Annotated in this window: 15 protein-coding genes, 3 pseudogenes and 1 other annotated feature; of the genes and pseudogenes, 4 read left to right on the top strand and 14 right to left on the bottom strand. The window is 60.6% G+C overall.

The genetic code is table 11. The features are described 5' to 3' along the window. Positions 1-642 precede the first annotated feature (642 nt). The 5 genes and pseudogenes from PQR32_RS38710 to PQR32_RS38690 form a co-directional block, all read right to left on the bottom strand. Entirely contained in the window at positions 643-1,125 is a 483-nt protein-coding gene (locus PQR32_RS38710) for a cupin domain-containing protein (protein ID WP_408240125.1), read from the bottom strand. Positions 1,126-1,148: 23 nt separating this feature from the next. Continuing rightward, the gene (locus PQR32_RS38705; protein ID WP_408240122.1) at positions 1,149-2,771 is read right to left on the bottom strand and encodes an acyl CoA:acetate/3-ketoacid CoA transferase; all 1,623 of its coding nucleotides are present in this window, start codon (positions 2,769-2,771) and stop codon (positions 1,149-1,151) included. 570 nt (positions 2,772-3,341) lie between these two features. Next, positions 3,342-3,774: pseudogene (locus PQR32_RS38700) on the bottom strand (IS3 family transposase); the annotation flags it as partial. Further along, positions 3,475-3,590 (bottom strand) — a sequence feature (AL1L pseudoknot). Its footprint overlaps the pseudogene before it by 116 nt. An 835-nt stretch (positions 3,775-4,609) precedes the next feature. Next, positions 4,610-4,759 carry a hypothetical protein gene (locus PQR32_RS38695; protein WP_408240119.1) on the bottom strand — a complete coding sequence of 50 codons (150 nt, stop codon included), beginning with the start codon at positions 4,757-4,759 and terminating at the stop codon, positions 4,610-4,612. 221 nt (positions 4,760-4,980) lie between these two features. After that, positions 4,981-6,375: a sugar porter family MFS transporter gene (locus PQR32_RS38690; RefSeq protein WP_408240116.1), complete on the bottom strand. Its 1,395-nt coding sequence runs from the start codon at positions 6,373-6,375 to the stop codon at positions 4,981-4,983. 805 nt (positions 6,376-7,180) lie between these two features. Here PQR32_RS38690 and PQR32_RS38685 point away from each other — a divergent pair. Beyond that, positions 7,181-7,360: pseudogene (locus PQR32_RS38685) on the top strand (IS5/IS1182 family transposase); the annotation flags it as partial. A gap of 397 nt (positions 7,361-7,757) precedes the next feature. Here the strand turns inward: PQR32_RS38685 and PQR32_RS38680 are convergent. The 7 genes and pseudogenes from PQR32_RS38680 to PQR32_RS38650 form a co-directional block, all read right to left on the bottom strand. Beyond that, positions 7,758-8,084, bottom strand: a complete 327-nt coding sequence (locus tag PQR32_RS38680; protein WP_408240112.1) for an HdeA/HdeB family chaperone — start codon at positions 8,082-8,084, stop codon at positions 7,758-7,760. Between the two features lie 1,173 nt (positions 8,085-9,257). Continuing rightward, positions 9,258-9,716, bottom strand: a pseudogene (locus PQR32_RS38675) (acetyl-CoA C-acyltransferase); the annotation flags it as partial. 459 nt (positions 9,717-10,175) lie between these two features. Continuing rightward, entirely contained in the window at positions 10,176-11,930 is a 1,755-nt protein-coding gene (locus PQR32_RS38670; RefSeq protein WP_408240109.1) for a GMC family oxidoreductase, read from the bottom strand. Between the two features lie 107 nt (positions 11,931-12,037). Beyond that, complete coding sequence (locus PQR32_RS38665; RefSeq protein ID WP_408240107.1) at positions 12,038-13,528, bottom strand: aldehyde dehydrogenase family protein; 1,491 nt, start codon at positions 13,526-13,528, stop codon at positions 12,038-12,040. 72 nt (positions 13,529-13,600) lie between these two features. Then, entirely contained in the window at positions 13,601-15,274 is a 1,674-nt protein-coding gene (locus PQR32_RS38660) for an AMP-binding protein (protein ID WP_408240104.1), read from the bottom strand. Between the two features lie 87 nt (positions 15,275-15,361). After that, positions 15,362-16,201 carry an enoyl-CoA hydratase-related protein gene (locus PQR32_RS38655; protein WP_408240101.1) on the bottom strand — a complete coding sequence of 280 codons (840 nt, stop codon included), beginning with the start codon at positions 16,199-16,201 and terminating at the stop codon, positions 15,362-15,364. 74 nt (positions 16,202-16,275) lie between these two features. Beyond that, entirely contained in the window at positions 16,276-17,127 is an 852-nt protein-coding gene (locus tag PQR32_RS38650) for an enoyl-CoA hydratase/isomerase family protein (protein WP_159001107.1), read from the bottom strand. 219 nt (positions 17,128-17,346) lie between these two features. Here PQR32_RS38650 and PQR32_RS38645 point away from each other — a divergent pair, with 219 nt between their 5' ends. Next, positions 17,347-18,579: a CaiB/BaiF CoA transferase family protein gene (locus tag PQR32_RS38645; RefSeq protein ID WP_408240098.1), complete on the top strand. Its 1,233-nt coding sequence runs from the start codon at positions 17,347-17,349 to the stop codon at positions 18,577-18,579. A 56-nt stretch (positions 18,580-18,635) separates the two neighbouring features. Then, on the top strand, positions 18,636-20,294 hold the full coding sequence (locus tag PQR32_RS38640) for a class I adenylate-forming enzyme family protein (RefSeq protein WP_408240095.1): 1,659 nt from the start codon (positions 18,636-18,638) through the stop codon (positions 20,292-20,294). A gap of 6 nt (positions 20,295-20,300) precedes the next feature. Here PQR32_RS38640 and PQR32_RS38635 read toward each other — a convergent pair whose 3' ends face one another. Further along, complete coding sequence (locus PQR32_RS38635; protein WP_408240092.1) at positions 20,301-21,170, bottom strand: PaaX family transcriptional regulator; 870 nt, start codon at positions 21,168-21,170, stop codon at positions 20,301-20,303. A gap of 122 nt (positions 21,171-21,292) precedes the next feature. Further along, positions 21,293-21,679 (bottom strand): PaaI family thioesterase, encoded by a 387-nt coding sequence (locus tag PQR32_RS38630; RefSeq protein WP_408210360.1) that lies wholly within the window; start codon positions 21,677-21,679, stop codon positions 21,293-21,295. Positions 21,680-21,930: 251 nt separating this feature from the next. On the opposite strand from PQR32_RS38630, the gene PQR32_RS38625 reads away from it, so the two are divergent. After that, positions 21,931-23,031, top strand: a complete 1,101-nt coding sequence (locus tag PQR32_RS38625) for a porin (protein ID WP_408240089.1) — start codon at positions 21,931-21,933, stop codon at positions 23,029-23,031. Positions 23,032-23,071: the final 40 nt, after the last annotated feature.

Genomic DNA, 23,071 nt, shown 5'->3' with positions numbered 1-23,071 from the left:
CCGATCAGATTGAGTGCGCCGCGCTCATCCTCCGCGCCCCAGCGCTGCCATGCTTCTTTCATGTTCCGTTCGCCTTTGGATTTGACGTAGTCCGGTAATGTCGTCGTGTCGCTGCACAACGCTGTCTCCGTGAACACACGTTAAGAGGCGGCCCCTATGAGGGTCAAACGGGAAGTTCTTGTCGATATCGATAAGTTTTGGCGTGACCACGGCGTGAGCGCGCAGCGGCGGGGCCTGGCGAGTTGCGTCAGTTGACGCTGAAGTGATGGGGATCAGGGACAACCCTGTGCGGCGCGAGCGTGTTGCTGCGCCGCGGCAGATGCGTTGTCGAAAAACGCGTCAACGTGCGATGAATTTCGCGACTGATGCGCGAGCCGCCGCTACGCTTACTGCGTGTCGATGCTCGGCAAACGCGTGACGTCGACGACGATCTGCGCAATGTCGGCCACTGCCGGGTCGATGCTTTCAGCGCGCGTGGCGACGAAAAACGGCAGCGGCCGCAAAAGCGGAATAGGCTGAGTGATTCACCCGCCTGCAGAGAAATGAGTAGACGCAGAAAGCGTCGGCTCGCACCGGGCGCTTCATACCGCCGGAAAGAAGATCCCTTGCAATCCGTAGTTTTCTGAAGCACCCCTAGCATACTCATTGCACCTTTTTAGCAGTGGGCATCCCCTTCGCTCCAGCATAAAAGACGATGAGTTCGACGGGAGAATTGTCGGTGTATCCACGGTGAGCGCTTCCGACCATCTCAGGCAGAACGTCGCCCGCGTGTAGGATTATCTGATGGCGGCCGTTCCTGCTCTCCACATGCAAATTTCCGGACAGCACATACGCAGCGTTTGGCATTGCGTGTAGGTGCCACGGTAGCGTCGTGTGGGCGGGAATAACAATCTTGAGGACGGTGAGCTGCGGCTGTCCAGCAGGATAGCTTTTATATAACGCGCCATCCCACGAGCGTTCGGTCTTGAGGAGCACGGTTGAAACCGCATTTTCTGGATTATTAGCTTGCGCGGCGAACGCCTGAATAGTGAAACAGACCAAGGACAGCGCAATCGCAACTCGACGGATCAACAGCACGAAAGAAGCGCCTTTCATTTCAAAAGAACGGTTAAGCAAAACGACCATGACACAGTGTCAGCTCGTCCGTGCTATCCAGCTTTATGAACGCCGGATGTTCCGCTATGAGTCACAGCACAATGATCGGTCCGCTGAAGATCCTGCAGCGTGGCGGCGAGATCCATGGGCTTCGATTCATAGATGCGCGGGTCCATCAGCGCCACGTCGCCGATAATCGGGCGAAACGCCATATGAGAGAGCACGTCTCGTTCGATGTCGATGCCTGGCGCCACTTCAATCAACTGCAGCCCCTCGCGCTCCAGCTTGAATACGCAGCGCTCGGTCACGTACAGCACTGACTGGCCCTTTGCCGCGCCAAGCGGTCCGTTGAATGTGATCTGCTCAACCGATTCGACGAATTTGCTCGTACGCCCTTCGGCTACGATTCGCAGTTGACCACCTTCGGCACAGGTGGCGTCTCCATCGGCGGTGAACGTCCCGGCGAACACGAGCCGGCGTGCATTCTGGCTGATGTTGATAAAGCCCCCGGCGCCGGCAAGATGAGAACCGAACCGGCTGACATTGACGTTGCCGGCGCGGTCGATCTGAGCCATGCCGAGGCACGCGAGGTCCAGGCCACCGCCATCATAGAAATCGATCTGCTGGTTCTGATGCAGTAGCGCCTGCGTATTGATGCCAGCGCCGAAATCGAGGCCGCCCTGGAGCATGCCGCCGACCACGCCGGATTCCGCAGTCAAAGTCAGATGATCGAGTATGCGCTCCTCCGCAGCAACTGCCGCCACTGCCTCGGGCATGCCGATTCCCAGATTGATTACACCGCCCAGGGGCAACTCGAACGCGCAGCGCCGCGCTATCAGCTTTCGCTCGTTGAGTTCGAGTGCCGGTATCGTGTCGACAGCGACGCGGATCTCGCCTGAATAGGCAGGGTTGTAATCGGTCGCATACGTCTGCCGATGGGTCGCTGGAGGCGCTACCACCACGCAATCGACCAGCGTGCCGGGAACGACCACGCGCCGTGCATCGAGCGAGCCGCTCGACGCGATTCTTTCCACCTGCGCAATGACGAGGCCGTTGGAATTTCGCGCTGCCATGGCAACGGCCTGGGCGTCGAGCAGCAGAGCCTCGCGCTCCATCGTGATGTTGCCTTCGGGATCGGCAGTGGTGCCGCGAATCAGGGCGACGTTGATTTTGAAGGCCTTGTAGAAAAGCCACTCTTCGCCCCCAATCTCCATTACGTGTACGAGTTCTTCCGTCGTCCGTGCGTTGATTTTGCCGCCGTCTTGCCGTGGATCGACGAAGGTGCCGAGGCCCACCTTGGTGAGGGTGCCTGCCTTGTGAGCCGCCGAATCACGATAGAGATGAGAAATTGTGCCCAGCGGGAGGTTGTAGGCCTGAATCCGATTGTCCGTCGCCAACTTCGCGAGCTTGGGAACAAGCGACCAATGGCCGCCAATTACGCGGCGCACCAATCCCTCGTACGCAAGCCGGTTCAGTCCGCGCTCCTTGCCATCGCCGCACGCCGCCGCAAAAACGAGCGTCAGGTCACGGGGACCTTCCGTTGTGACGAAACGCCGCTCCAGCGCCGCGATCAATTCCTCGGGCGTACCCGTTCCAACAAAGCCGGAGCAACTCACCACGTCCCCATTGCGAATCAACGCAATGGCTTCGTCGGCAGTTTTAAGTTTGTCTTTCATTATCGCTGTTCCGTTTTGGGTTCTGGATCATCGGAGGATCAGTGGGTGACGTGCTCGACGACCACGAGTCGGAACTGTAGAACCGCTGGATTAGATGAAAATTACTTTGTCAACTCGAATGCCACGGCAAGTAAATCGAAGTGCGCTTTGCCGTGTCTTCGTGCTTCTTGTGGCACCGCGAAAATCAATCACCCCAAAATGTTGAGGTAGACAAAACATTGTGTAGTCGCGTGGCCGACCGCCGATTCCGTTTCTACGATGCATCTCGACATCGCGTGCCCGCCCGCCGTGGCAAACGCGCCGAAGCCTGTAAAGACTGCACAAATGAACTGCCCCGACTTCCCCGAGAATCTTCCCCTTTCAGCATGGCTGAACCCAATTGGATCCTTCATGCGCGGATCTCTAGCGGTGAGTCTTGCCGCATAGATGAAATCAGGCAGATTGAAATCTCAGAGCTGCATGGCCTGGCAGGCGAATGCCCCGTACACCTTGATCGCGTCCAACCAACGCAAGCCTTTCTGGAACAATGCTCGGCACCGATCGCTTCCGGGCCCGTCATCGCGAAGCGCATGGAGTCCGCGGCAAGCGCATCTTGGCTTGCCAGACAGGCTTGATCGACGAGCGTAGAAACTCATCGTGTTTCGCGCGGGCACAGCGCCACGAGCGATCGCAAAGCCTTGCCGCATGGCGCCGGTAGCTCGACCGGAGAATCCACAGGACCTTGCAGATCGACTCGACCCCGAAGGTGTCGCGACGCTGATCGATAAAGACCTTCAGGACTTCTGGCGGCGGTCGAGCTCCGCCTGGGCGAATAATGCGTGCGCCAGCGTCAGGATCTCATTGGCACGGCGCAGTTCCTAACCTCGCTCCGATGCCGTGAGGCGTTCGCGTTCCGCCGACTCACGCCCTCACGCTCGCCGCGGTCGATTTGATCCACCTTGCCCCCCAGTAATGTCTGGCTCGTGCAGACGATCTTGGGAGCGAGCGATTCGATCGCCGCCCACTATGACGGGTAGCAGGCGGTTCCAGCCACCTGCATTTGGGGCCGCGCGCGTGGCGCGCTCGCGCACCCATGTGAATGTCTCAAAAGCAAACATACAGACCGTAATACTCGCGACCAATGTCATTATCACCAATGCCAGCGCAAGTGCCGTGAAATTGCCGACCATTTTTCATTCTCCTCGGTATTACTCAACAGAAGTGAGCAATTTGCGCCGAAAGAATTAGGTGAGCATTACGTCGCCTGCGTAAGCCACTCGCGAGCGAGGCGCAGGGAAGGATCGCGTGAGGCACAGACATTTCACCAGACGAAGCTCCAGTTGCAACGAGGTTGTGCAGACTTCCCGCCGGGACGGAGTGAGGAGAGACAGCTTGCGTTCGATGTCGCGCAGCAACCGCCCCAAGCGTCACGTTCTGCAAGTGCGCTGAGCAGGTACCCCCCTGAATCACCTCAAATATGAACCGTCCGGTGCGGCGCTCGCCTTTAAGCTGTGGCCATCCGACTGAATGCGTTGCTTCAATTTAGGCGATCAGCACGTTTCACACAGACTGGAGCCTGAGCGGGCTTCAAATCTTCCACCAGAAGGGCCAAGCTTCGCACCGAATCGTCTTTTCCAACGTTGCACTCAATCGAGCCAAACTCGCCGTCGTAGATGCCCCAGACTGGATCATTCCAGTTCGTATTTGGGAAAACGTCCGGCACCGTCGTTTGTACTTCGGAAAGGGTTCCCAGAGGACCTGGTTGCTCGTCGCCGCGAATGTCCTGGAACGCCGAGTGAATTTACGGCGAGACGTCCCAGCTCATATTGGACACTCCCATTAGACTTTGGTTGACTAGGTCAAGCGGAACCATTGTCGACGATCCACCCTACCGTTTCGAATGGCAGCTTGTTGGTCGGACAGAGTCTGATGCGATAGACATAACCGGCCCACAACTTCGCGGCCGTATCCGCGCGCGTCAAAGGCTGCTTGCGAGGTACTACGGCCATTCGCTTTTCTAACCCATACGGCAGCATGTCCCATAGCCGACGTTCGGGCACCGACCTTTTGTGAGGCCGTTCTGGACCATTTACATTTTGAATCCGATAACGGACCACTCGGAACGGACCATGATGGCCACTTCCTGTATTGCAGAGGACCACGTATAAGAGACTTCATTTCTCGATGCTCCCGGAGCGGCGGACCACTGCCAGGAGCATTCACCCGCGCACTAGGCCTTTGCGCCCAGTTCCCGCAGCCGCTGACCTGCCATCAGGTTTCGCTCGATGTGCTCCAGAGAGACGCCGCGAGTCTCGGGTACAAAGAGGTAAACGACACAGGCAAATATTATATTCAGCAATGCGTACAGTATGAAAGTATGAGACTCACCGATAGTGGAAAGCAGGCTGAGAAACGTCGCGGCCACGATCATATTCGCCGCCCAATTGACGAAAGTCGATATCGCGATCCCGAAGTCGCGGCCTTGCATCGGCTGGATCTCAGAACAGAGGATCCACACAAGCGGCCCCGCAGACATCGCGAAACCTGCAATGAAAACGAGAAGCATGGAAACAGCAAGGATCTGCGAAGCTCCTCCCGCAATCCCCGCATGTAGCAACCAGCCAAGCGTTCCCATCCCCATAGCCATCGTAGCGCAGCCCACATACAGAATGGGCTTACGGCCCCAGCGGTCCACCAGTGCAATGGCCCCGAAGGTTGCGAGGACATTGACGAGACCCACGATTACCGTGCACCAGAGCTGCTGTTCGTGCGTTGCAAAACCGGCTAGCCCAAAGATGCGAGGCGCGTAGTACATCACGACATTAATGCCAGTGAGCTGCTGCAAAATCTGGAGAGTGGCGCCAAGCACAATCGAGCGACGAAAGTTCGCGCTGGTGCGAAACAGCTTCCAGCCTTGCGCCGGTTGCGCAAGCTGCGCGTTGATTTCCCGAACCTCGGCGTCGACTTCTTCTGCGGAGCCGAGCAGGCGCCTCAATACGGTTCGCGCCTCTTTCTCGCCCTTTCGCTGCAGTAGCCAGCGCGGACTGTCCGGCAGTGCCAGCACGCCAAGCAGGAACAGTACGGCGGGGATCGCAATCACCCCGAGCATCCAACGCCAGCTACCGATGTAACTCAGCCCAATATTGGAGAGGAAAGCGCCTAGGATACCTACGGTGATCATAAGCTGATAGGCTGAGATCATCGCACCACGTACCTGCCTCGGCGCAATTTCCGAAAGATAGAGCGGCGCCGTAAATGAAGCCACGCCCACCGCGAGCCCGAGGAGCAGTCGCGCGCCGATGATGCTCTCTGGGCTTCCGGAAAGCGCGGACCAGACGGAGCCCGCGACAAACATCACCGCAGCTAGCCCCAGTGAATAGCGGCGACCCATCCGCCACGACAACCAACCTGCCCCCACGGCGCCGAGTGCGGCACCAACCATCATCGAGCTGACAATCCATTCCTGAAGCGTGTCACTAAGCGCGTACTCTTTGGCGATAAAGGGTAGCGCGCCTGAGATTACACCGATATCCAGACCAAACAGCAGGCCGGCCAGCGCGGCCATCACGCAGACAAAGAACCCGTATCGCCGGGACGATGGGACATTCAAATTGGTAGCGTTCATTGCGTCTCCTAAGAATTGAGCGGGAATATTTGCAGAGCGTAGCCAACTCAATGGCTGCGCACCCGACCTGGATTGCCTTGGCGGCAAACGTCTCTCGCGACGCTCGCATGGCGTGTGCGACCAGCAAGGGGATCGGGCTGGCGCCGCCATAGTGGGCGCATGTCCGGATGCACGGAGGGCGTGGTTTGATCAACGATCTCGATCAATGGTCGCGTGAACTTTCCCGAATCGCGTTGACCAGCATCATGCTGGAGAAGAATGAGGCGAAGGTGAGCCGGCTCGCTGTGATCGGTTGATCAACGTCACACGGGGAATTCGATGCGAGCGTCTCCGCTGATACGGGTTCCGTTAGGTCGGCAGCGCAGCCGCTCTTCAAGCAGGTTGACCTGTCCGCTTGGCGTCTGAGGTCGCTGTCCGAGGTGAATGACGCCACCTGCGCGGGCGGTCATTCAGAAGTGGTGTCAAACTTCCCCGTTCTGTCGTTGCCGATCATCGAATACCGATTTCGCTTTGCTATGGCCACTGGTGCCGTCGCTTACGAACGAGACGCAATGATCTCGGGGCAAACGCAATGGGCATATCTGACTCCCTGGCTTGCGCTTTATACGGGTTATTGACCGAGGTTCGTCCCCGCTTCGTGTAACGTGCGCGTGGGTACCCTGATTACGCGGTCCAGCCGCCTGTCCAGCTTCATAACCAGGAATATGGCTGCGCGGCAGGCTGGCGAATGACGCTTGATGGCCAAGGCCGTGTGGAAACGCATTGATAGCCTAAACTGAATCAACGCACTGAGACCGGGTGACTCATGAAGCAGTTCGTTGAAGGCGATGACCGTAAGCAGGTCGTACTACTGCCCGAATGCGTCGATGACTACGTGGGACAGGACAATCCTGTCAGGGTATTAGATGCGTTCGTCGACGAACTGAAGCTTGTGGAACTTGGTTTCAACGGTACCGCATCCACTCGCTCCACAAACTGCCCGTCGAGTACTACCGAACGAAGAACGCCGAAACGCGCCTCCAGATAACAGATAGCTGTTTCAAATTGCTCTCTACGGATCTTGCCGATAATGCAGCTGTGGCTCACCACGACCGTGTTCGTTTAAATGCAAGTCAATTCAGTCGGCGAAGCTGCGCGACATACTGGCGTCGTATCGTGGACCTCGCCTTCGTGGTTCGGCTCACAGGTAAGGCTATGCATTGTCGACTCCTACATGTGAATGAAACGGGCAAGGGAAACCGGACGCCTGAAGATTCAGGTCCACACGTTCCCGTTCGTTTCCTCGAGTTGAGGAACACTCGCGGACTCTGTTTACCTTCCGGTACAAAATTCAAGACGGCGCGCCGCGTGTGCCCCGCCGATTTCACGCGGCGCGCAGGTCCTTACGTGTGATCGAAGAGCGAAATTTTCTTCGCCTTGATCATGGATCTGACTTTCGAAACAAATGAAGCGTGCGGATCTTTCGTGCATGCTTCGGCGACTATCTCGCCCACAGGATGAGCCGTATCGACAACCATCGTGTCCGTTTCCTTGATCCCAAGCTTGTCGACGCCAGCCACCCAGTAGACCAGGGCCGGTCGATACATCTCGTCGACCTGTACATACTCGGCACAGCTCATTTTTACGGGGCTGATTTTCTTGTCCTGAGCGTTGGCTGCTTGAGCCGCAGCAAGACAGATCAAGACCAGCAGGATTTTGGTGGATTTCATAGTGCACTCCATAAAACAAAGAGATTGAATTCATCACGGGGGTCACGGCTGACGAGCCGAGCAACCGACGATGCGCCGGTACAGCCGGTACTGCTGCGCATCGTAGCGATTCAGAATTAGCAGAGCGTTAACCGGCAAGGGCCGCACGACCTGCAACGCGACATTGTGTCGAGCGATGAGAAACGCTTCTGTGCACGGCAAGGAAGATCGCGTGAAGCGGCAATCCTGGTTCGCAGTTCCTGCGGCAAGCCCGGGCGAACGCGCCGCCGGTCGCTGAATCCATGGGGGGTCGATGTTTCAACGGCTGCGGTCGGCGGCAGCGCGGACGCATTGATCCGTTGCGGGCGCAAACCATTCGCGCCTTTCGAGAACTCGCAATGTGGCTGCACTCCGCCGGACCGTGATGCCCGGCGGCATCACTGAGGGGAACACACATTGAAGCGAGCAAGGCGCTCGCATAGCGCCTCGTCGCTCGCGTCAATACCATCGACCACCGTGTTCCCGCTTGTATTCCTATAATTCTCTTCTCATTCTCCGTTCCTATGATGCGGTTCGTCGACGGGGAACGTGTCATTTACGTTCCAGCCGAGCACGCTCATCACAACCACTGCGTCCGACGGACTACCCGCCCGCTTGCCTCGGGCTCCGTCAGGAAAGGGAACACACCCTGAAGCCGTTTCATCCTCACGATCTGTCGCTGTAGGTCACCACGTCATGACACCGTGCCCGCCTCACGCGGAAGGGCTCGTCTTGCCTTTCATAACAGCGACATCAGTCTCAACATTTTGATAAACGACTTCTGACGATGAACCCATACACGCATCCCATTTCTATTTCCCACGCGCGCTCCTTTCGCCGGCGCGCACGCTACGCAACCGCATTGCTGATCGCTGGTTTCACAGCTGTCGCCCTGGCGGCGTGCGGCGGCGGTGGCAGCGGCGGCTCGAATCCCCCACCGCCGCCAGCTTCGAGCATCAGCATTTTTGCCGGCAACCCCGCCGTGACAGGCGCGCAGAACGGCCCCGCCGCTTCGGCGCAATTCAACGTGCCTACTGGGGTCGCTGCCGCTCTGCCGAACCGCACCATACCTATTATCCTACCCACACAGCGAAATCAATAGCCACGATAGACGAGAAAGGCGCGCGTTTTGTGGCGCCTATCCTGTCTTAGGCCTCACAGTCGCTCGAACACGGCCGCAATACCTTGGCCTCCGCCGAGGCACATCATTACGAGCGCATAGCGGCCACCGGTCTGTTGCAGTTCGTAGATTGCCTTAGCGGCGAGAAAAGCACCTGAGCAGCCGATCGGATGACCCAGCGCAATCGCGCCGCCGTTCGGGTTGGTCTTTTCCATGTCGAGTTCGAGCGCACGCGCCACCAAGATAGCCTACGCCACGAACGCTTCGTTGCTCTCGATTACGTCGATTTGATCGAACGTTACGCCGGCTTTGCTGAGCGCCATTTTCGTGGCGGGGATCGGGCCTTCGCCCATGATGTTGTTGGGCACGCCAGCCACCGCGCAAGACACCAGTCGCGCCATCGGCTTATGGCCGGCGGCCGCTGCCACTGTGGTGTCGGCCAGAACGAAAAACGCTGTGCCATCATTGATACCCGAAGCATTACCCGCGGTCATAGGCAGCTTCGGCAGCAATCCGGAGTATCAGCCTACGCGGCAAACGGCTGCAGCACGGCACAGGAGGTGGCCTCCGGGCCATTACGCCGACGGCGGTGGCGTTTACGTGCAGATCGCGGACAGCGGCGCGCGTTCGTGGGTATTCCGGTTCACGACGCCGCTCAAGAACGCTCGAGTCGAGGCGTCTGGAAGTCGGCGGGAGCCGCCCTTCGCCCGTCGGCGGTAGTATGCCCGCTCCATGCCGCGCTGCCGACATTGATCATCGCAGTGGCAAATGCCAAGGTCGAACCCAATCCAAGCGAATTGGACCTGAATCAATTGCCTTTGTAGCTGGCCGAACCGATCGCGCCGCAGCAGTCGGGCGTGTCGACGGTTTATACACTGAGAGTCGTCAGCGCCCGACGTTGCGTAACAGGCAACTGGGCATCGGCCGGACAAGCCAAGGCGAAGGCACAGGCATCATGCCGGCGACATCGTTCTATCCGCGATCGCTCCGCCGCCCGGCTGCATCGATAACAACCCGTCGGCAATCTTCTCCGCCACCATGAGTGTCGGCGCGTTCGTATTGGCACCGGGAACGACCGGAAAAATGGACGCGTCCACAACTCGCAACCCCTGCACGCCTCGCACCCGCGCAAACTCATCCGTCACGGCCAGCGGATCGTCGGCGGCGCCCATGCGGCAGGTACACGAGGCATGCCACACGCCGACACATGCACCGCGAATGAAGGCGCGCAATGCCTTGTCGTCGCCGAGCAATTCGTCGAGCGTCGGACCGCCGGCCACGACACGCCGCATCAGGAAGCTGCGCAACGGTGCCGGGCCGTCGAGCAGTTTCGCCAGTACGTCCGTGATGAATTTGTTCTTCGCGCTCAGCATCGCGACCTGCCGCACCTTCTCACTGTAGCTGGCGGGAAAAGGATCTTTCGTCACGGTCTGCATGCTCGCACTCGCCTGCAACAAGGCCATGCGTTGGAAACCGTCGACGAGCCGGTCCAGATCGCGTTCGTCGTCCAGGAGGTTCAGTGCGACGTTGGGTCGAACTCGCCAGTCGCGCGACTGCAGCGTAACCTCGCCCCGCTTCGAGAACGGGTTGTTGACGTAGTTAAGCAAAGTGCCGATGCGGCGGCCCACCGCATGCCACGACGTTTTTGTTACGCCGAGGATCAGCATATCGCCTTGCGGCGCGCCGCCGATCTTCGACGAATAGCGGGCCCCGACGCGGATATGGTGGCGCGTCACGTCGTTGATACGCGCGCCGTCGTCGATGAACGACGCCAGTGCGATCGACGGATGTTCCATCAGGTTCTGCCCGACACCCGGCAGTCCCGCGACAATGTCGATGCCGAGATCGCGCAGATGCGCGACCGGCCCGATCCCGGAGCGTAGCAGCAACGCCGGCGAGCCAATCGCGCCAGACGAGACGATGATCTCGCCACCGCTCACGCGTTTGCCCTTGTCGCCTTCCTGAATCACGACGCCCGTGCAACGCGTGCCATCGAAGATCAGGCTCGCGACTTCGGTGCCGGTTCTGATCGTGAGATTCGGCCGACTGCGCGTTGCCGCGTCGAGGTAAGCCGTCGCGACCGAGACGCGCTGCTCGTTGAAATTGGAAATCGCAATGGGGAAATAGCCGTCGCGGAAGTCGCCGTTCTGATCCGGCAAATAGTCATAACCTTGCGCCTCGAGCGCCGCGGCGACAGCTCGCGCATGGCCAGACCATTGCTCGGGAAAAATGCGCCGCACACGTATCGGCCCATCGGTGCCGTGCAACCCATCATGAAAGTCAATATCCGTTTCCATTCGCTTGAAGAATGGCAGCACGGATTGCCAGTTCCAGCCCCGCGCGCCGTGTGCCTCCCAGGCGTCGTAATCGGACGGCGCACCACGGTTGAAGAACTGGCCGTTGATCGACGAACCACCACCGAGGATGCGCGCCTGTTCATACTTGCGTGCGCGGCCCGCTACACCGTTGATCCGCACAGTCGTCGCCTGCAACTCCGGCCAGATATAGTCTGGATTCAGATAAGCGGTGCCCGGATAGCTGTCGAGGATCGCGGGTGGCACGTTGTCGAGCGAAATGTCGGCGCCCGCCTCGCAGAGAAGCACACGGTTGGCGGCCTTCGCTGACAGGCGGCTCGCCAGCACACAGCCGGCCGAACCGCCGCCGACGATGATGTAATCGAAATGCTCAGAAGGAGACGTTGCAGGCATGTGGCACTCCTTTCACATGCGCGCGCGATAACGCTGCGGATATCGCGCACTTCGGGTTCGAGCGGTTGGCTGGTCGGGACAGATGCACGAGCACATGGCATCCATGGCTATGCATTGATCCACATCGCCTTCGTATTGAGGAACTCCTCGACGTGTTCGCGTCCAGACTCGCGGCCATAACCGCTCATCTTGTAGCCGCCGAACGGCACCGCCGGATCCATCGCCTGGTAGCAATTGACCCACACCGAGCCGGTGCGAAGACCACGCGTCACCTGCTGCGCCGTGGCGAGGCTGCGGGTCCACACGCCGCCGCCGAGGCCGAAGTCCGAGGTGTTGGCGCGCGCGATCACATTGGCCGCGTCGCTGAACCGCAGCGCGGAAATCACTGGACCGAAGATTTCCTCTCTCGCGATGCGCATCTCGTCACGCACATTGGCGAACACCGTGGGTCGCACGAAAAATCCGTTGCTCAATTCGGATTGACCAGCCGGCAGGCCTCCGCCGAGCAGCGTCGCGCCCTCATCCTGGCCGGCGCGCAGATAGCCGGCGACGCGCGCCAGTTGTTGCTCGGAGACGAGCGGCCCGAGCTGCATGCCGGGGTCGGCGGGATCGCCGACGCGCAATGCGTTGCCGAACGCCGCGACCTTTTCGACGAACTCGTCGTATATCGCCTCCTGCACGAACAGCCGCGTGCCGGCGCTGCAGATCTGCCCGGAGTTGGCGAATACCGCCATCGCGGCAGCCGGCACCGCGACGTCGAGATCGCCGTCCGCGAAAATGATGTGAGGCGACTTGCCGCCCAATTCGAGCGACAGGCGCTTGATGTTGCCGGCCGACGCCTCGATGATTTTCTGCCCGACATGGGTGGAGCCGGTGAAGGCGATCTTGTCGACGTCATGATGCGCGGCCAGTGCCGCGCCCGCGCCGCCGCGTCCGGTGACCACGTTCAGCACGCCCGGCGGCAAGCCTGCTTCGAGGCAGAGTTCCCCTAGCCGCAACGACGACAGCGGCGACTGTTCAGCGGGCTTCAACACCACCGTGCAACCGGTGGCCAACGCCGGACCGATCTTCCACAACGCCAGGGTCAGTGGTCCATTCCACGGCGTAATCGCGCCGACCACACCGACCGGCTCCTTCACCGTGTACGAAAAGATATTGCCGGGAACCGAATTCGGAATCGTCTCGCCATGAATGCTCATCGCAAGACCCGCGTAATAGCGGATCAGACCGACGGCGCGCTCGCGCGAAGCGCGCGTGCGCAACAAAGGCGCGCCCATGTCGAGCGTATCCAGCGACGCCAGTTCTTCGTAATGTTCGTCGAGGACGTCCGCGAGACGCAGTAGCAGCGCCTGGCGCTCAGCCGGCTTGAAACGGCTCCACGGCCCTTCGAAAGCCTTGCGCGCCGAAGCGACAGCGCGATCGATATCGACGGCGTCGCCATCGGACACGGTCGCGATCACGCGCCCCGTAGCCGGGTTGATCGACGTGAACGTCTGCCCGGAGGCCGCGCTCACATGCTGCCCGTCGATCAGTAGTCGTTTCTCGCCTTCGCGGAGGAAGGTCTGCTTTTCGCGCAAGGCGTCGTTAAATGACATCATGCCTGTCTCCTGTGAGCGGCGGCCTGACCGCTCCGTTTTATATCGCGAGCTTTCGCAAGCGGCGTTGAGTCTCTATGCGATCGACGCCTTCGCTACGGACGGGACTGCGCTTTGCGAGGCGACGCGTGGCTCGCTGACCAGCTCACCTGCCGCGATCTGTTCGCGCAACCTGTATTTCTGAATCTTCCCCGACGACGTTGCGGGAAATTCGTCGACGAAGAACCACAACGCCGGGGTCTTGTACGCCGCGAGTCGTGCACGGCAGAACGCGTGCAGATCGTCGGCGGTCGGCTTCGGTATGTCGTCTTTGAAGCGCACCACGGCCGCCACGATTTCGCCCCACTTCGAATCCGGCGCGCCGACCACCGCGACCTGCGCAACGGCCTCATGGGTCCACAGCACGTCTTCGATCTCTTTCGGATAGATGTTCTCGCCGCCGCGGATGATCGAATCCTTCAGACGCCCGGTGATGCGCAGATAGCCGTGCTCGTCCATTCGCGCCTGGTCGCCGGTACGCAGCCAGCCGTCCTCGCGCAGCGTGCTTTTCGACGCTTCATGCATGTCGAAATAACCGAGCATGGACTGATAGCCGCGCGCCCAGATCTCGCCGGTCTGGCCGAGCGGCAGAGTCGCGCCGGTTTGCGGGTCGGCAATCTTCACTTCCATCTGCGGCGCGGGACGCCCGATAGTTTCAGCCTGGCGCTCCGGTGTGTCGTCGGGAAAGGTCTGGCAGATGACGCCGTTCAGTTCCGTTTGCCCGAACGTGATGGTGAAGCGGCAATCGAAGGTCTGCATGACCTTGACCACCAGCGGCGCCGGCACGGGTGTGCCGCCGCTCATGATCACCTTCAGACTCGTTAGATCCAGTCGCGGCCGGCTCGGATGCTCCATCAACGCGATCACCATGGTGGGCACCGCATGAATGTGATTGCCCCGCTCCGCGGCGATCAGTTCGAGCATGAATGCAGCGTCGAACTGCGTGAGCATCACGAAAGTGCCCAGCCGTGTGAACGCGCCCAACTGACTCCCCGCGCACCCGCCAACATGAAAGAGCGGCATCGCGCTGACCCACACACCGCCTTCCGGAAAGTTCGCGCGCAACGATGCGAAACGTGATGCGTTGACCAGGCCGCGATGGTGTAGACATGCCCCCTTCGGAAAGCCGGTGGTGCCGGACGTGAACTGAATCTGCACCATATCAGTGGGCTGCACGCGCGGCAATTCAACCGGCGTGTCGCCGGCCTCGCAGAATTGCGCCCAGTCGTCGAAGCAGATCATCTCGCGCAGATGCGGCAAGCTCGGGGCAATCGCGCCGACAATCGCCCGCTGATCGGTATTGCGGTACGCCGCCGTGAAGAATATTCCCGCTGCTCTGGCACTGCGCAGAACGTGGCGGACTTCGTCGGCGAGATAGGCGGGATTGACTGTCACGAGCACCAAGCCGGCGAGATTCGCGCCATGCTGCAACAGAATCCATTCGGCGGAATTGGGCGACCACACCGCGATTCTGTCGCCGGGAGCGAAGCGCTTCAACAAGGCAAACGCCACGCGCTCGGCGGCGCTCAATAGTTCGCGATAGCTCCAGCGACGCGTGGCCTTCGTGGCGGCATTGCCTTCCACGAACGCGATTCGATCGGGCACCTTCCGTGCAGCGTCACGCAACACGTCGCCCAGTGTGGTTTCCCACAAATCCGGCGCACGGTCCGCTGGCCAATACGATTCTTCAAGTTTCAACTCAGCTTGCATCCCGTTTCTCCCTCTTGCCCGACGTCGATGCAGACTGCTGATCCGCACCACGTGTGTCCCCTTTCAGCGTACAGCCGATTGCGCGGTTCACGGCGCCGCCAACGCAGCGAACGCCGGCGCGCGTTTTTCCTGCATCGACTTGACGCCTTCCAGATAGTCGGGCGCCTTCATCAACTCGCCGATCAGCCGCTTCGAATCTTCGACGGCAGCGCCTACGTTGGCGCTCAGCAACTCGGCATAGACCTGACGCTTGGCGGTTTTGACCGCGATCGGCGAGGTGGACTTCGCAAGGTCTCTGGCGATCTGCATGATCCGCGATTCGAATGTTTCCGCTTCGAACACGCCGTTCAACCAGCCCATACGGTCCGCTTCCTCGGCAACCAGCACACGGCCGGAGATCAGAATATCCATGGCATGCGTCAGGCCGACGATGCGCGGCAGAATCCACGCGAGCCCGTATTCGGCCGGCAGGCCCAGGCGCGGCGTCGAGGTGGTGAGCTTGGCGCCGCTCACTGCGTAGCGCAGGTCACAGAACGACGCGAGTGCAACGGCAATGCCTGCGCAGGCGCCATTGATCGCAGCGATCACAGGCTTTTGCAGGCCCCAGTGCCAGACCATCTCGTGATCGAATTCCTCTCGCACGCCATGTCCCGGTTGTGGCAACACCTGTGCATTGGTGCTTTCCACATAATCCTGTTTTGCGTCGACATAGTGATCGAGCGCCTTGAAATCGGCACCGACGCAAAACTGCCGCCCCGCGCCCGTCACGACGATGACCCGCACCTCTGGATCCGCGTCGTGACTCGCCATCAGCCAGCGATACTCCTCGTTCATGCGTTTCGTCCAGGAATTGCCGCGACCGGGGCGACTCAGGCGCACGATCGCCACGCCATCTTCCTTGCTCGTTTCCGTGACATGCAGATCCATGCTCTCGTCTCCTCTTTTGTGCGTGCGACCGGCTCTCGGTCACGGTGCCGCTGATGTTTGCAAAACTTCGACGATCAATCGAACACCTTGTTGCGCTCCTTGAAGGCCGCAGTGGTGCCCTTGTCACGCCGCTCACGCAAAAAGTTGTATTCGTCTTCTTCGAGACGAAGATTGGTGCCGAGTGTGTGCCCGACATAGCCACGATAGAACTGCTGCGAGCCACCGAGACTGTCGAGCGCCATCTGGAACATCGCCTTTCCGGTAACGAGCGCGTCGCGTGGATGCTGCGCGACGCGGCGGGCCCAGTCTTCGACGGTGGTTTCGAGTTGCTCCTGCGGCACGCTTTGATTCACGAGGCCAAGGCGTTCCGCATCGCGGCCGTCGAAGTTGTCACCCAGCAGTAGTAATTCACGCGCTTTCTTCGGACCATAGGTCATGATCTGCGTATTCAGATGCCACGTATTGCCGGCGAGTCCGAGGCGTTGTTCCGAATGACTGAAGCGGGCGTCATCCGCGGCAATCGCGAGATCCACCAGTTCCACCAGATAGAGCCCGGCGCCCGTGCACCATCCCTGCACCTGCGCAATCACCGGCTTCAGCGAATACTGGAACGCCATGTAGTTTTCGCCGAGCTTACGATCGCGCAGCAAGCGCGAACGCTGACTCGGCCGGCGCGGTTTCACACCGGGTTCGGTCGCTTCGAGCCCGTATGAGCGCACCGCGTCGTTGTAATCGTGCCCGGAGCAGAACGACTGCCCTCGCCCTTTCAGGATGATGACTTTGATGTCGTCGTCGGCCTCCGCTTCGTGAAGCGCTTCGACCAGCGTGTCGAGGTCGTCGAACTTCAGCGCGTTGTGCTTTTCGGGGCGATTGAGGATCAACCGCGCAACCGGACCGTCTTTCTCGACCAGGATCGCTGGTTCCATACATAGCTCCATGCAAAAGGTTGCCAACCGCGAGGACAGGGCCGTCGACCGTTCAATCCGGCCCACTGCGCCAGCATCCGAATAAATGCTACATCGTTTGACTAATAGTATCAACGAATGTAGTATTTTTTCAAGGCCAACCCGATCCCTCGCAAGTGCCGCATTGCCATTTCAGGCTTCATCGATCGGGACGCTTCTGGAAAACCCTGGAGAACAGATATGAGCGAGACACCGCACGGCGCCCACGCAGCGCCGCACGATCAAGGCGCACAGCCGCTGGCTGGCATACGGGTGATCGAATTTGCGCACTGGATGGCCGGCCCGCTCGCTGGCGGCCTGCTGGCCGATTGGGGTGCGGATGTGATCAAGATCGAACCGCCAGGCGGCGAGCCGATGCGGGCAATCTTCTCATCGCTCGGTGCGCGCAGCGACACGCCCAATGGTGCGTTTCTGGCGGCCAATCGCGGCAAACGGTCGGTGGCGCTCGAAATCAAATCCGAGGCCGGCATGCAAGCGTTCGACGCCTTACTGGCCAGCGCGGACGTGTTGCTCACCAACTTGCGCCCCGACGCACTGATGCGTCTCGAACTGACACCCGAGGCGATTCGCGAGCGCTATCCGCGGCTCGTTTACTGCTCGGTCAGCGCATACGGCTGGGGGGGTCCCGACCAGAACCGCCCAGGTTATGACGTGGCGGCTTTCTTCGCGCGCACCGGCATTTCGCACGAGATCACGCAGCAGGACAGCGCGCCGCTCGCCCTGATGCAAGGCATCGGCGACAGCTTCACCGCGATGACGGCGGCGACCGGCACGCTGGCGGCATTGCTGGAACGCGAGCGCACCGGCCGAGGCCAATTCGTCGAGGCTTCGTTATTGCGCACCGGCATGTGGGCGCTGTGCGGCGAACTCGGCGTGCAAGCCATGGGTGGCAACCCCAAGCCGCCGTACCCGCGCGGTGAATCGCGTACGCCGCTGTACAACTCCTATCGCACTCAGGACGGCCGCTGGTTCTTCCTGGTGGGTGTGGAGGCGCAACGCCATCTGCCCTCGGTGCTCGCCGCGATCGGCCGCAGCGATTTGCTGGGCGACGAGCGCTTCAACAGCGCCCGGGCGATCGCGAAGCATCGCGCTGAATTCATTCCCATGCTCGACGCCGCGTTTGCCGCGCATCCGCTCGCGCATTGGGCCGAAGTGTTCGACGAACACGGCGTGTGGTGGGCGCCGGTGCAAACGCCGGCGGATCTGATCGACGACGCGCAGGCCGCCGCCACGGGCGCATGGATTGAAGTGGACGCCGGCGCCGGTTCGGCATCGGTGAAATCGGTTGAAGCGCCGATCCGTTTCGACGGCAAGCGACGTTCGCGCGTGGCCGCGTCGCCCGCCGTGGGTGAACACACTGAAGAAGTCCTCGGCGCGCTGGGTCTCGCCGCGCGCCAGTGCGCCGGTTCCTGAACCACGCAATGCATCTCGCGCACGCAGCGCTTTCTATCCAATCACAGAGGTAAAAAATGGCGGAAGTCATGACCGAAGCCGGTCAATCCCAACGTTGGGGCCGCGATGTCGAATCGATCACGGTCGATCAGCATGCCTGCCGCGCCTATCGAAACCGGCCACGCTCGCTCGCCGAATTGCTGACCGATAGCCTGCGCTGGGGTGAGCGGCCGTTTCTCGTCGAAGGACAGCGGCGCCTCAGCTTCGAGACGCATGCGCGTGCCGTCGGCGTGGTGGCGACACAGCTTCGCGCGGCCGGCGTGCGGACCGGCGACCGCGTGATGCTGCTCGGCTTCAACAGCGTCGAATGGCTGCTCGCGTTCTGGGCCACCCAGCGTCTGGGCGCCGTCGCCGCACTCGGCAATGCCTGGTGGAGCGACACGGAAACGGCTCACGCAGTGGATCTGGTGAAGCCCGCGCTCATCGTCACCGACCGTCCCGCCGACCGCACCTTTCCGGCCGGCTATACACGGCTCGCCTTCGATCAGTTGCACGCGGAACATGGCGCCGACGCGATGTTTCATCTGCCCGACGCGAATATTGCGGAAGACGACCCGGCCATTCTCATGTTCAGTTCTGGCACGACAGGCGCCGCCAAGGCCGTAGTGATGTCGCATCGCGCCGTGATCGCGAACATCCAGAATCTGCTGGTGCTGACCGGCCGCCTGCCGGATGAACTGGGCCCGGACCACGCCGGCACGACCAGCTTGCTGACCGTGCCGCTGTTTCATTTGTCGGGCATTCAGATCAGCTTCTCGACGCTGCTGTCCGGCGGCGCACTGATTTTTCTGGAAGGCCGCTTCACACCCGAAAAGGTATTGAGCCTGATCCAGCAGGAACGCGTACGCGTGTGGGGCGGCATTCCAACGATGGTGTCACGCGTGGTCGAGTTCGAGCACTTCGCCGACTACGACACCTCCAGCGTCAAATCGATCCCGATGGGAGGCGCCGCTGTCTCACCCGAACTGCGCGCGAAAATTCAGGCGGCGTTTCCGCTCATCAAGAAGCGTGTCAATAGCTTGTATGGGTTGACGGAAGCGGGCGGGGTGCTGGCCGCGGCATCCGGTGCGGAGTTGCAAGGCCGGCCTGGTTGCGTCGGCCGGCCGTTGCCGGTCGTCGAGATCAGGATCGATAAAGCGGATCCGCACGGCGTGGGCGAAATCTGCGCGCGCACGCCTTCAGCGGCTAGCCGCTATTGGGGCGAAGAAGCGTCGATCGCCGACAAGGACGGCTGGATTCGTACCGGCGACCTCGGCCGTCTCGACGAAGAGAATCGACTCTACGTAGTGGGCCGTTCGAAAGACATCATCATTCGCGGCGGCGAGAATATCGCGTCGGCTCATGTAGAGCGCTGCCTGGCTACGCATCCGGATGTGCTCGAAGTCGCCGTCGTCGCATTGCCGCATGACGATCTCGGCGAGGAAGTGGCGGCCGCCATCGTGCTGCGGCCGGGCGCGACGTTACGCGCGGACGATCTCGCGGCGCATGCGGGCACGACGCTCGGTCGCTTCGAAATTCCGTCCCGCTGGTGGCTGCGCTACGACGCGTTGCCGACCAATGCGTCAGGCAAGATTCTCAAGCGCGAACTCGTCGAGCAGTGGCCCGCAGCCGACGCAACGGCCGGCCCGCGTGACACGCAGCTCACGGAGCCTTCGCGTGTCACTCCCAACTGCTGAGGCCGGTTACCGCGCGGGCGCGGTGCCGGTTAGCTCCGTCCACCTCGCGTGGGCGGCGTCCTGCCAGCGCGCCCGAATCGTGCCCAGCTTCGCGGCGTCCTGGCGTCCCTGCCAACCGGCCGGCAACAGGATGTCCGGCAGACCGGGATCGATATAGGGCAGGCGTTGCAACTGATTGACCAGTTGCACGTGCGCAAACAGGATCGCGTCGTCGGAGCGCGGCCGCATTTTCTGGAAGGTCGATGCGAGTTCGCGATAGTGCTCCGACACGGCGTCGAGATTCCATGCGCGTTGGGCCAGTTCGGCATCGCTCACGCCGAGATCGAATGATTTGCCGACAAACCCGAAGGCCACGCCCGACAGGCCCAGCTCCGCAAGTACCGCCTTCGTTTCAGCCTGCCTGTTCACGTGAGGGTTGACCCACAGCGCTGGCGATGGATTGCCGAAGCCCAACCAGCTCAGCGCGCGATAGGCTTTGACGCGCATCGTGCGATGCGTCTCGGGCAAGGACAGATGCAGGACCAGCCAATGACCATTCCATGCTTCGCCCGCCAGCGACTTCACACGCAGCGAGCCCGCTGCGATCAGATCGCGGCCGCGCGTGGTCAGCGACCAACTGGCGCGCCGGCCGTCACGTGCATTCTCGATCCATCCTGCCGTTGCCGCACGCGCAATCGCCTGGCGAGCCGCTTTCTCGGCCACGCCAACACCTTCTAATGCGTGCAGCAAGGTAGCCGTCCACACGGGACGATCCTCGCGCACGACGAACTCGCCGAGCAGCGTCAACAGAAGCGAGCGAGCGCTGCCCGGCGTGACGCGTTCTACGGTATCGGCTTCGTCGCCGAATTCAATTGCGTTGTGAGACGAATCTGCCATGCCGCGTTCCTGATCTGACGAACGTAAAAATTGAGAGTGCCGTTAAAAACGTCCGATGGTAGGCAGTTTGCCACGGACACGTCAAGCCGCGAAGCGTGCCACATGAGCCGCTGCCCTCTGCTTCACGCCGCAAACGTGGCGTGGCTAAACACGCCTTGCGCGGTGGCGATAAGCACACCGCTATCGGTCCACGCCTCGCCGTTGGCAAAGAACACTGAACGGCCTTCGCGCTGAACATAGCCCTTGCCGACGATATGCGTGCCCACGCCCTTCTCCAGATACGACAGCGTCAGCGAGAGGGTCGAGCCGACGCGCTGCTTCCCCTCTTCACGATTGAACAGACCCGCGAGACCGCACACCGAATCCAGCAGCGCGGCGGTCACACCGCCGTGCAGAATGCCACCGGAATTCAGCAGGCTCGGCGTGACCGGTAAAACGATCTCGGCATAGCCGTCACGCCACACTTCGACCCTTGCACCCAGCAGATCGATGAACGGATTGAGCTTCATGTGTCCCTGCTCCATGGTGGATTGGCGAGCGCATTCCCCGACACCGGCAATCGGCGTTTAAGGGTAAACACGTCGCTGCATAAATGCTACATGCGATGTAAATTGTTATCGCATAATGTAGCACATTAGAAGCGCTCCGCAAACGACCCATGTTCCGCGACGAACGAATCGCGGCTACGCAAAGCGCCACGCCAGATCAATATCCTTAGTCCTACGTATAACAAAAAAATCTTGATCATTTGGAGACGTTGATGAAGAAGATTGCTTTCGGCATGACCTGTCTTGCGTTCACAGGCGCCGCGCACGCGACGGTGACGCTCTATGGCCTGATCGACGCGGGCCTCACCTATACCAACAATCAGAAAGGATCATCGAACTGGCAAACCGCCAGCAGCGTGATGCAGGGCGACGCCTGGGGACTGCGCGTCACAGAAGACCTGGGCGGTGGATTGAAAAGCGTCGCGGTGGTGGAAAGCGGCTTCAACCTGTTCGACGGCACTTTCATGCAAGGCGGCCGCGAATTCGGCAGGCAAGCGTATCTTGGCCTGTCGAATCAGTACGGCACGGTGTCGGTCGGCCGGCAATACGACCTTGTCGCAGATTTTGTGATCCCGGTCAGTTCGGTTCCCTATCTCGGGGTCTATTCCGGACACATTCAGGATAACGACAACCTCCAGCACACGTTCCGCCTTAGCAACGCGGTGAAATACATCAGTCCGAGCTACGGCGGTTTTTCGTTCGGCGGTATTTACGCGTTTGGCAACGAGGCGGGCTCGTTCGCGACCAACCGGGCATGGAACGTCGGAGCAAGCTATAAACACGGCGCGTTTTCAATCGCCGCTGCATACGAGGCGTTGAGCCAGCCGGCCGGCAACACGACGGGCGCGGTGGGCATGTCCGGGACTTCCGGCTCGGATTATCCGTCGCTCCCGGCGCTCTACGAGACCGGTACCGTGCTCAAACAACAGATCGCGGTCGTCTCCGGCAACTACCAGATCGGCAAGTTCACCGTCGGCGCGACCTACAGCCATGTGCGTTTCGACGTCACCACCTCGCCCGTGAATGTCGACAACTTCGAAGTCTTCGGCAGTTACGCGGCGAGTCCCGCACTGTTTCTGACCACCGCGCTCGCACAGAGCAACGTCAAGCTGGTGGATTCCGGCATGAAGCCGAAGTACCAGCAAGTCAGCGGCACCGTGGATTACTTCCTCTCCAAACGCACTGACGTCTACACGTCGGTCTCTTATCAGCATGCGGGTGGCGATGCCAAGGTGGCCAACCTGTACTCGCTGCCGGCTTCCTCCACGACCAATCAGCTCGCGGTACGCGTCGGTCTGCGGCACAAATTCTAGGTCACGCGGTGTCGCTCCTTTTTCCCTCCCGCCACCGCAC

The organism is Paraburkholderia dipogonis, assembly GCF_046027395.1.
Taxonomy (GTDB): Bacteria; Pseudomonadota; Gammaproteobacteria; order Burkholderiales; family Burkholderiaceae; genus Paraburkholderia; species Paraburkholderia dipogonis_A.
This window is presented reverse-complemented; position numbering and strand designations above follow the sequence as displayed.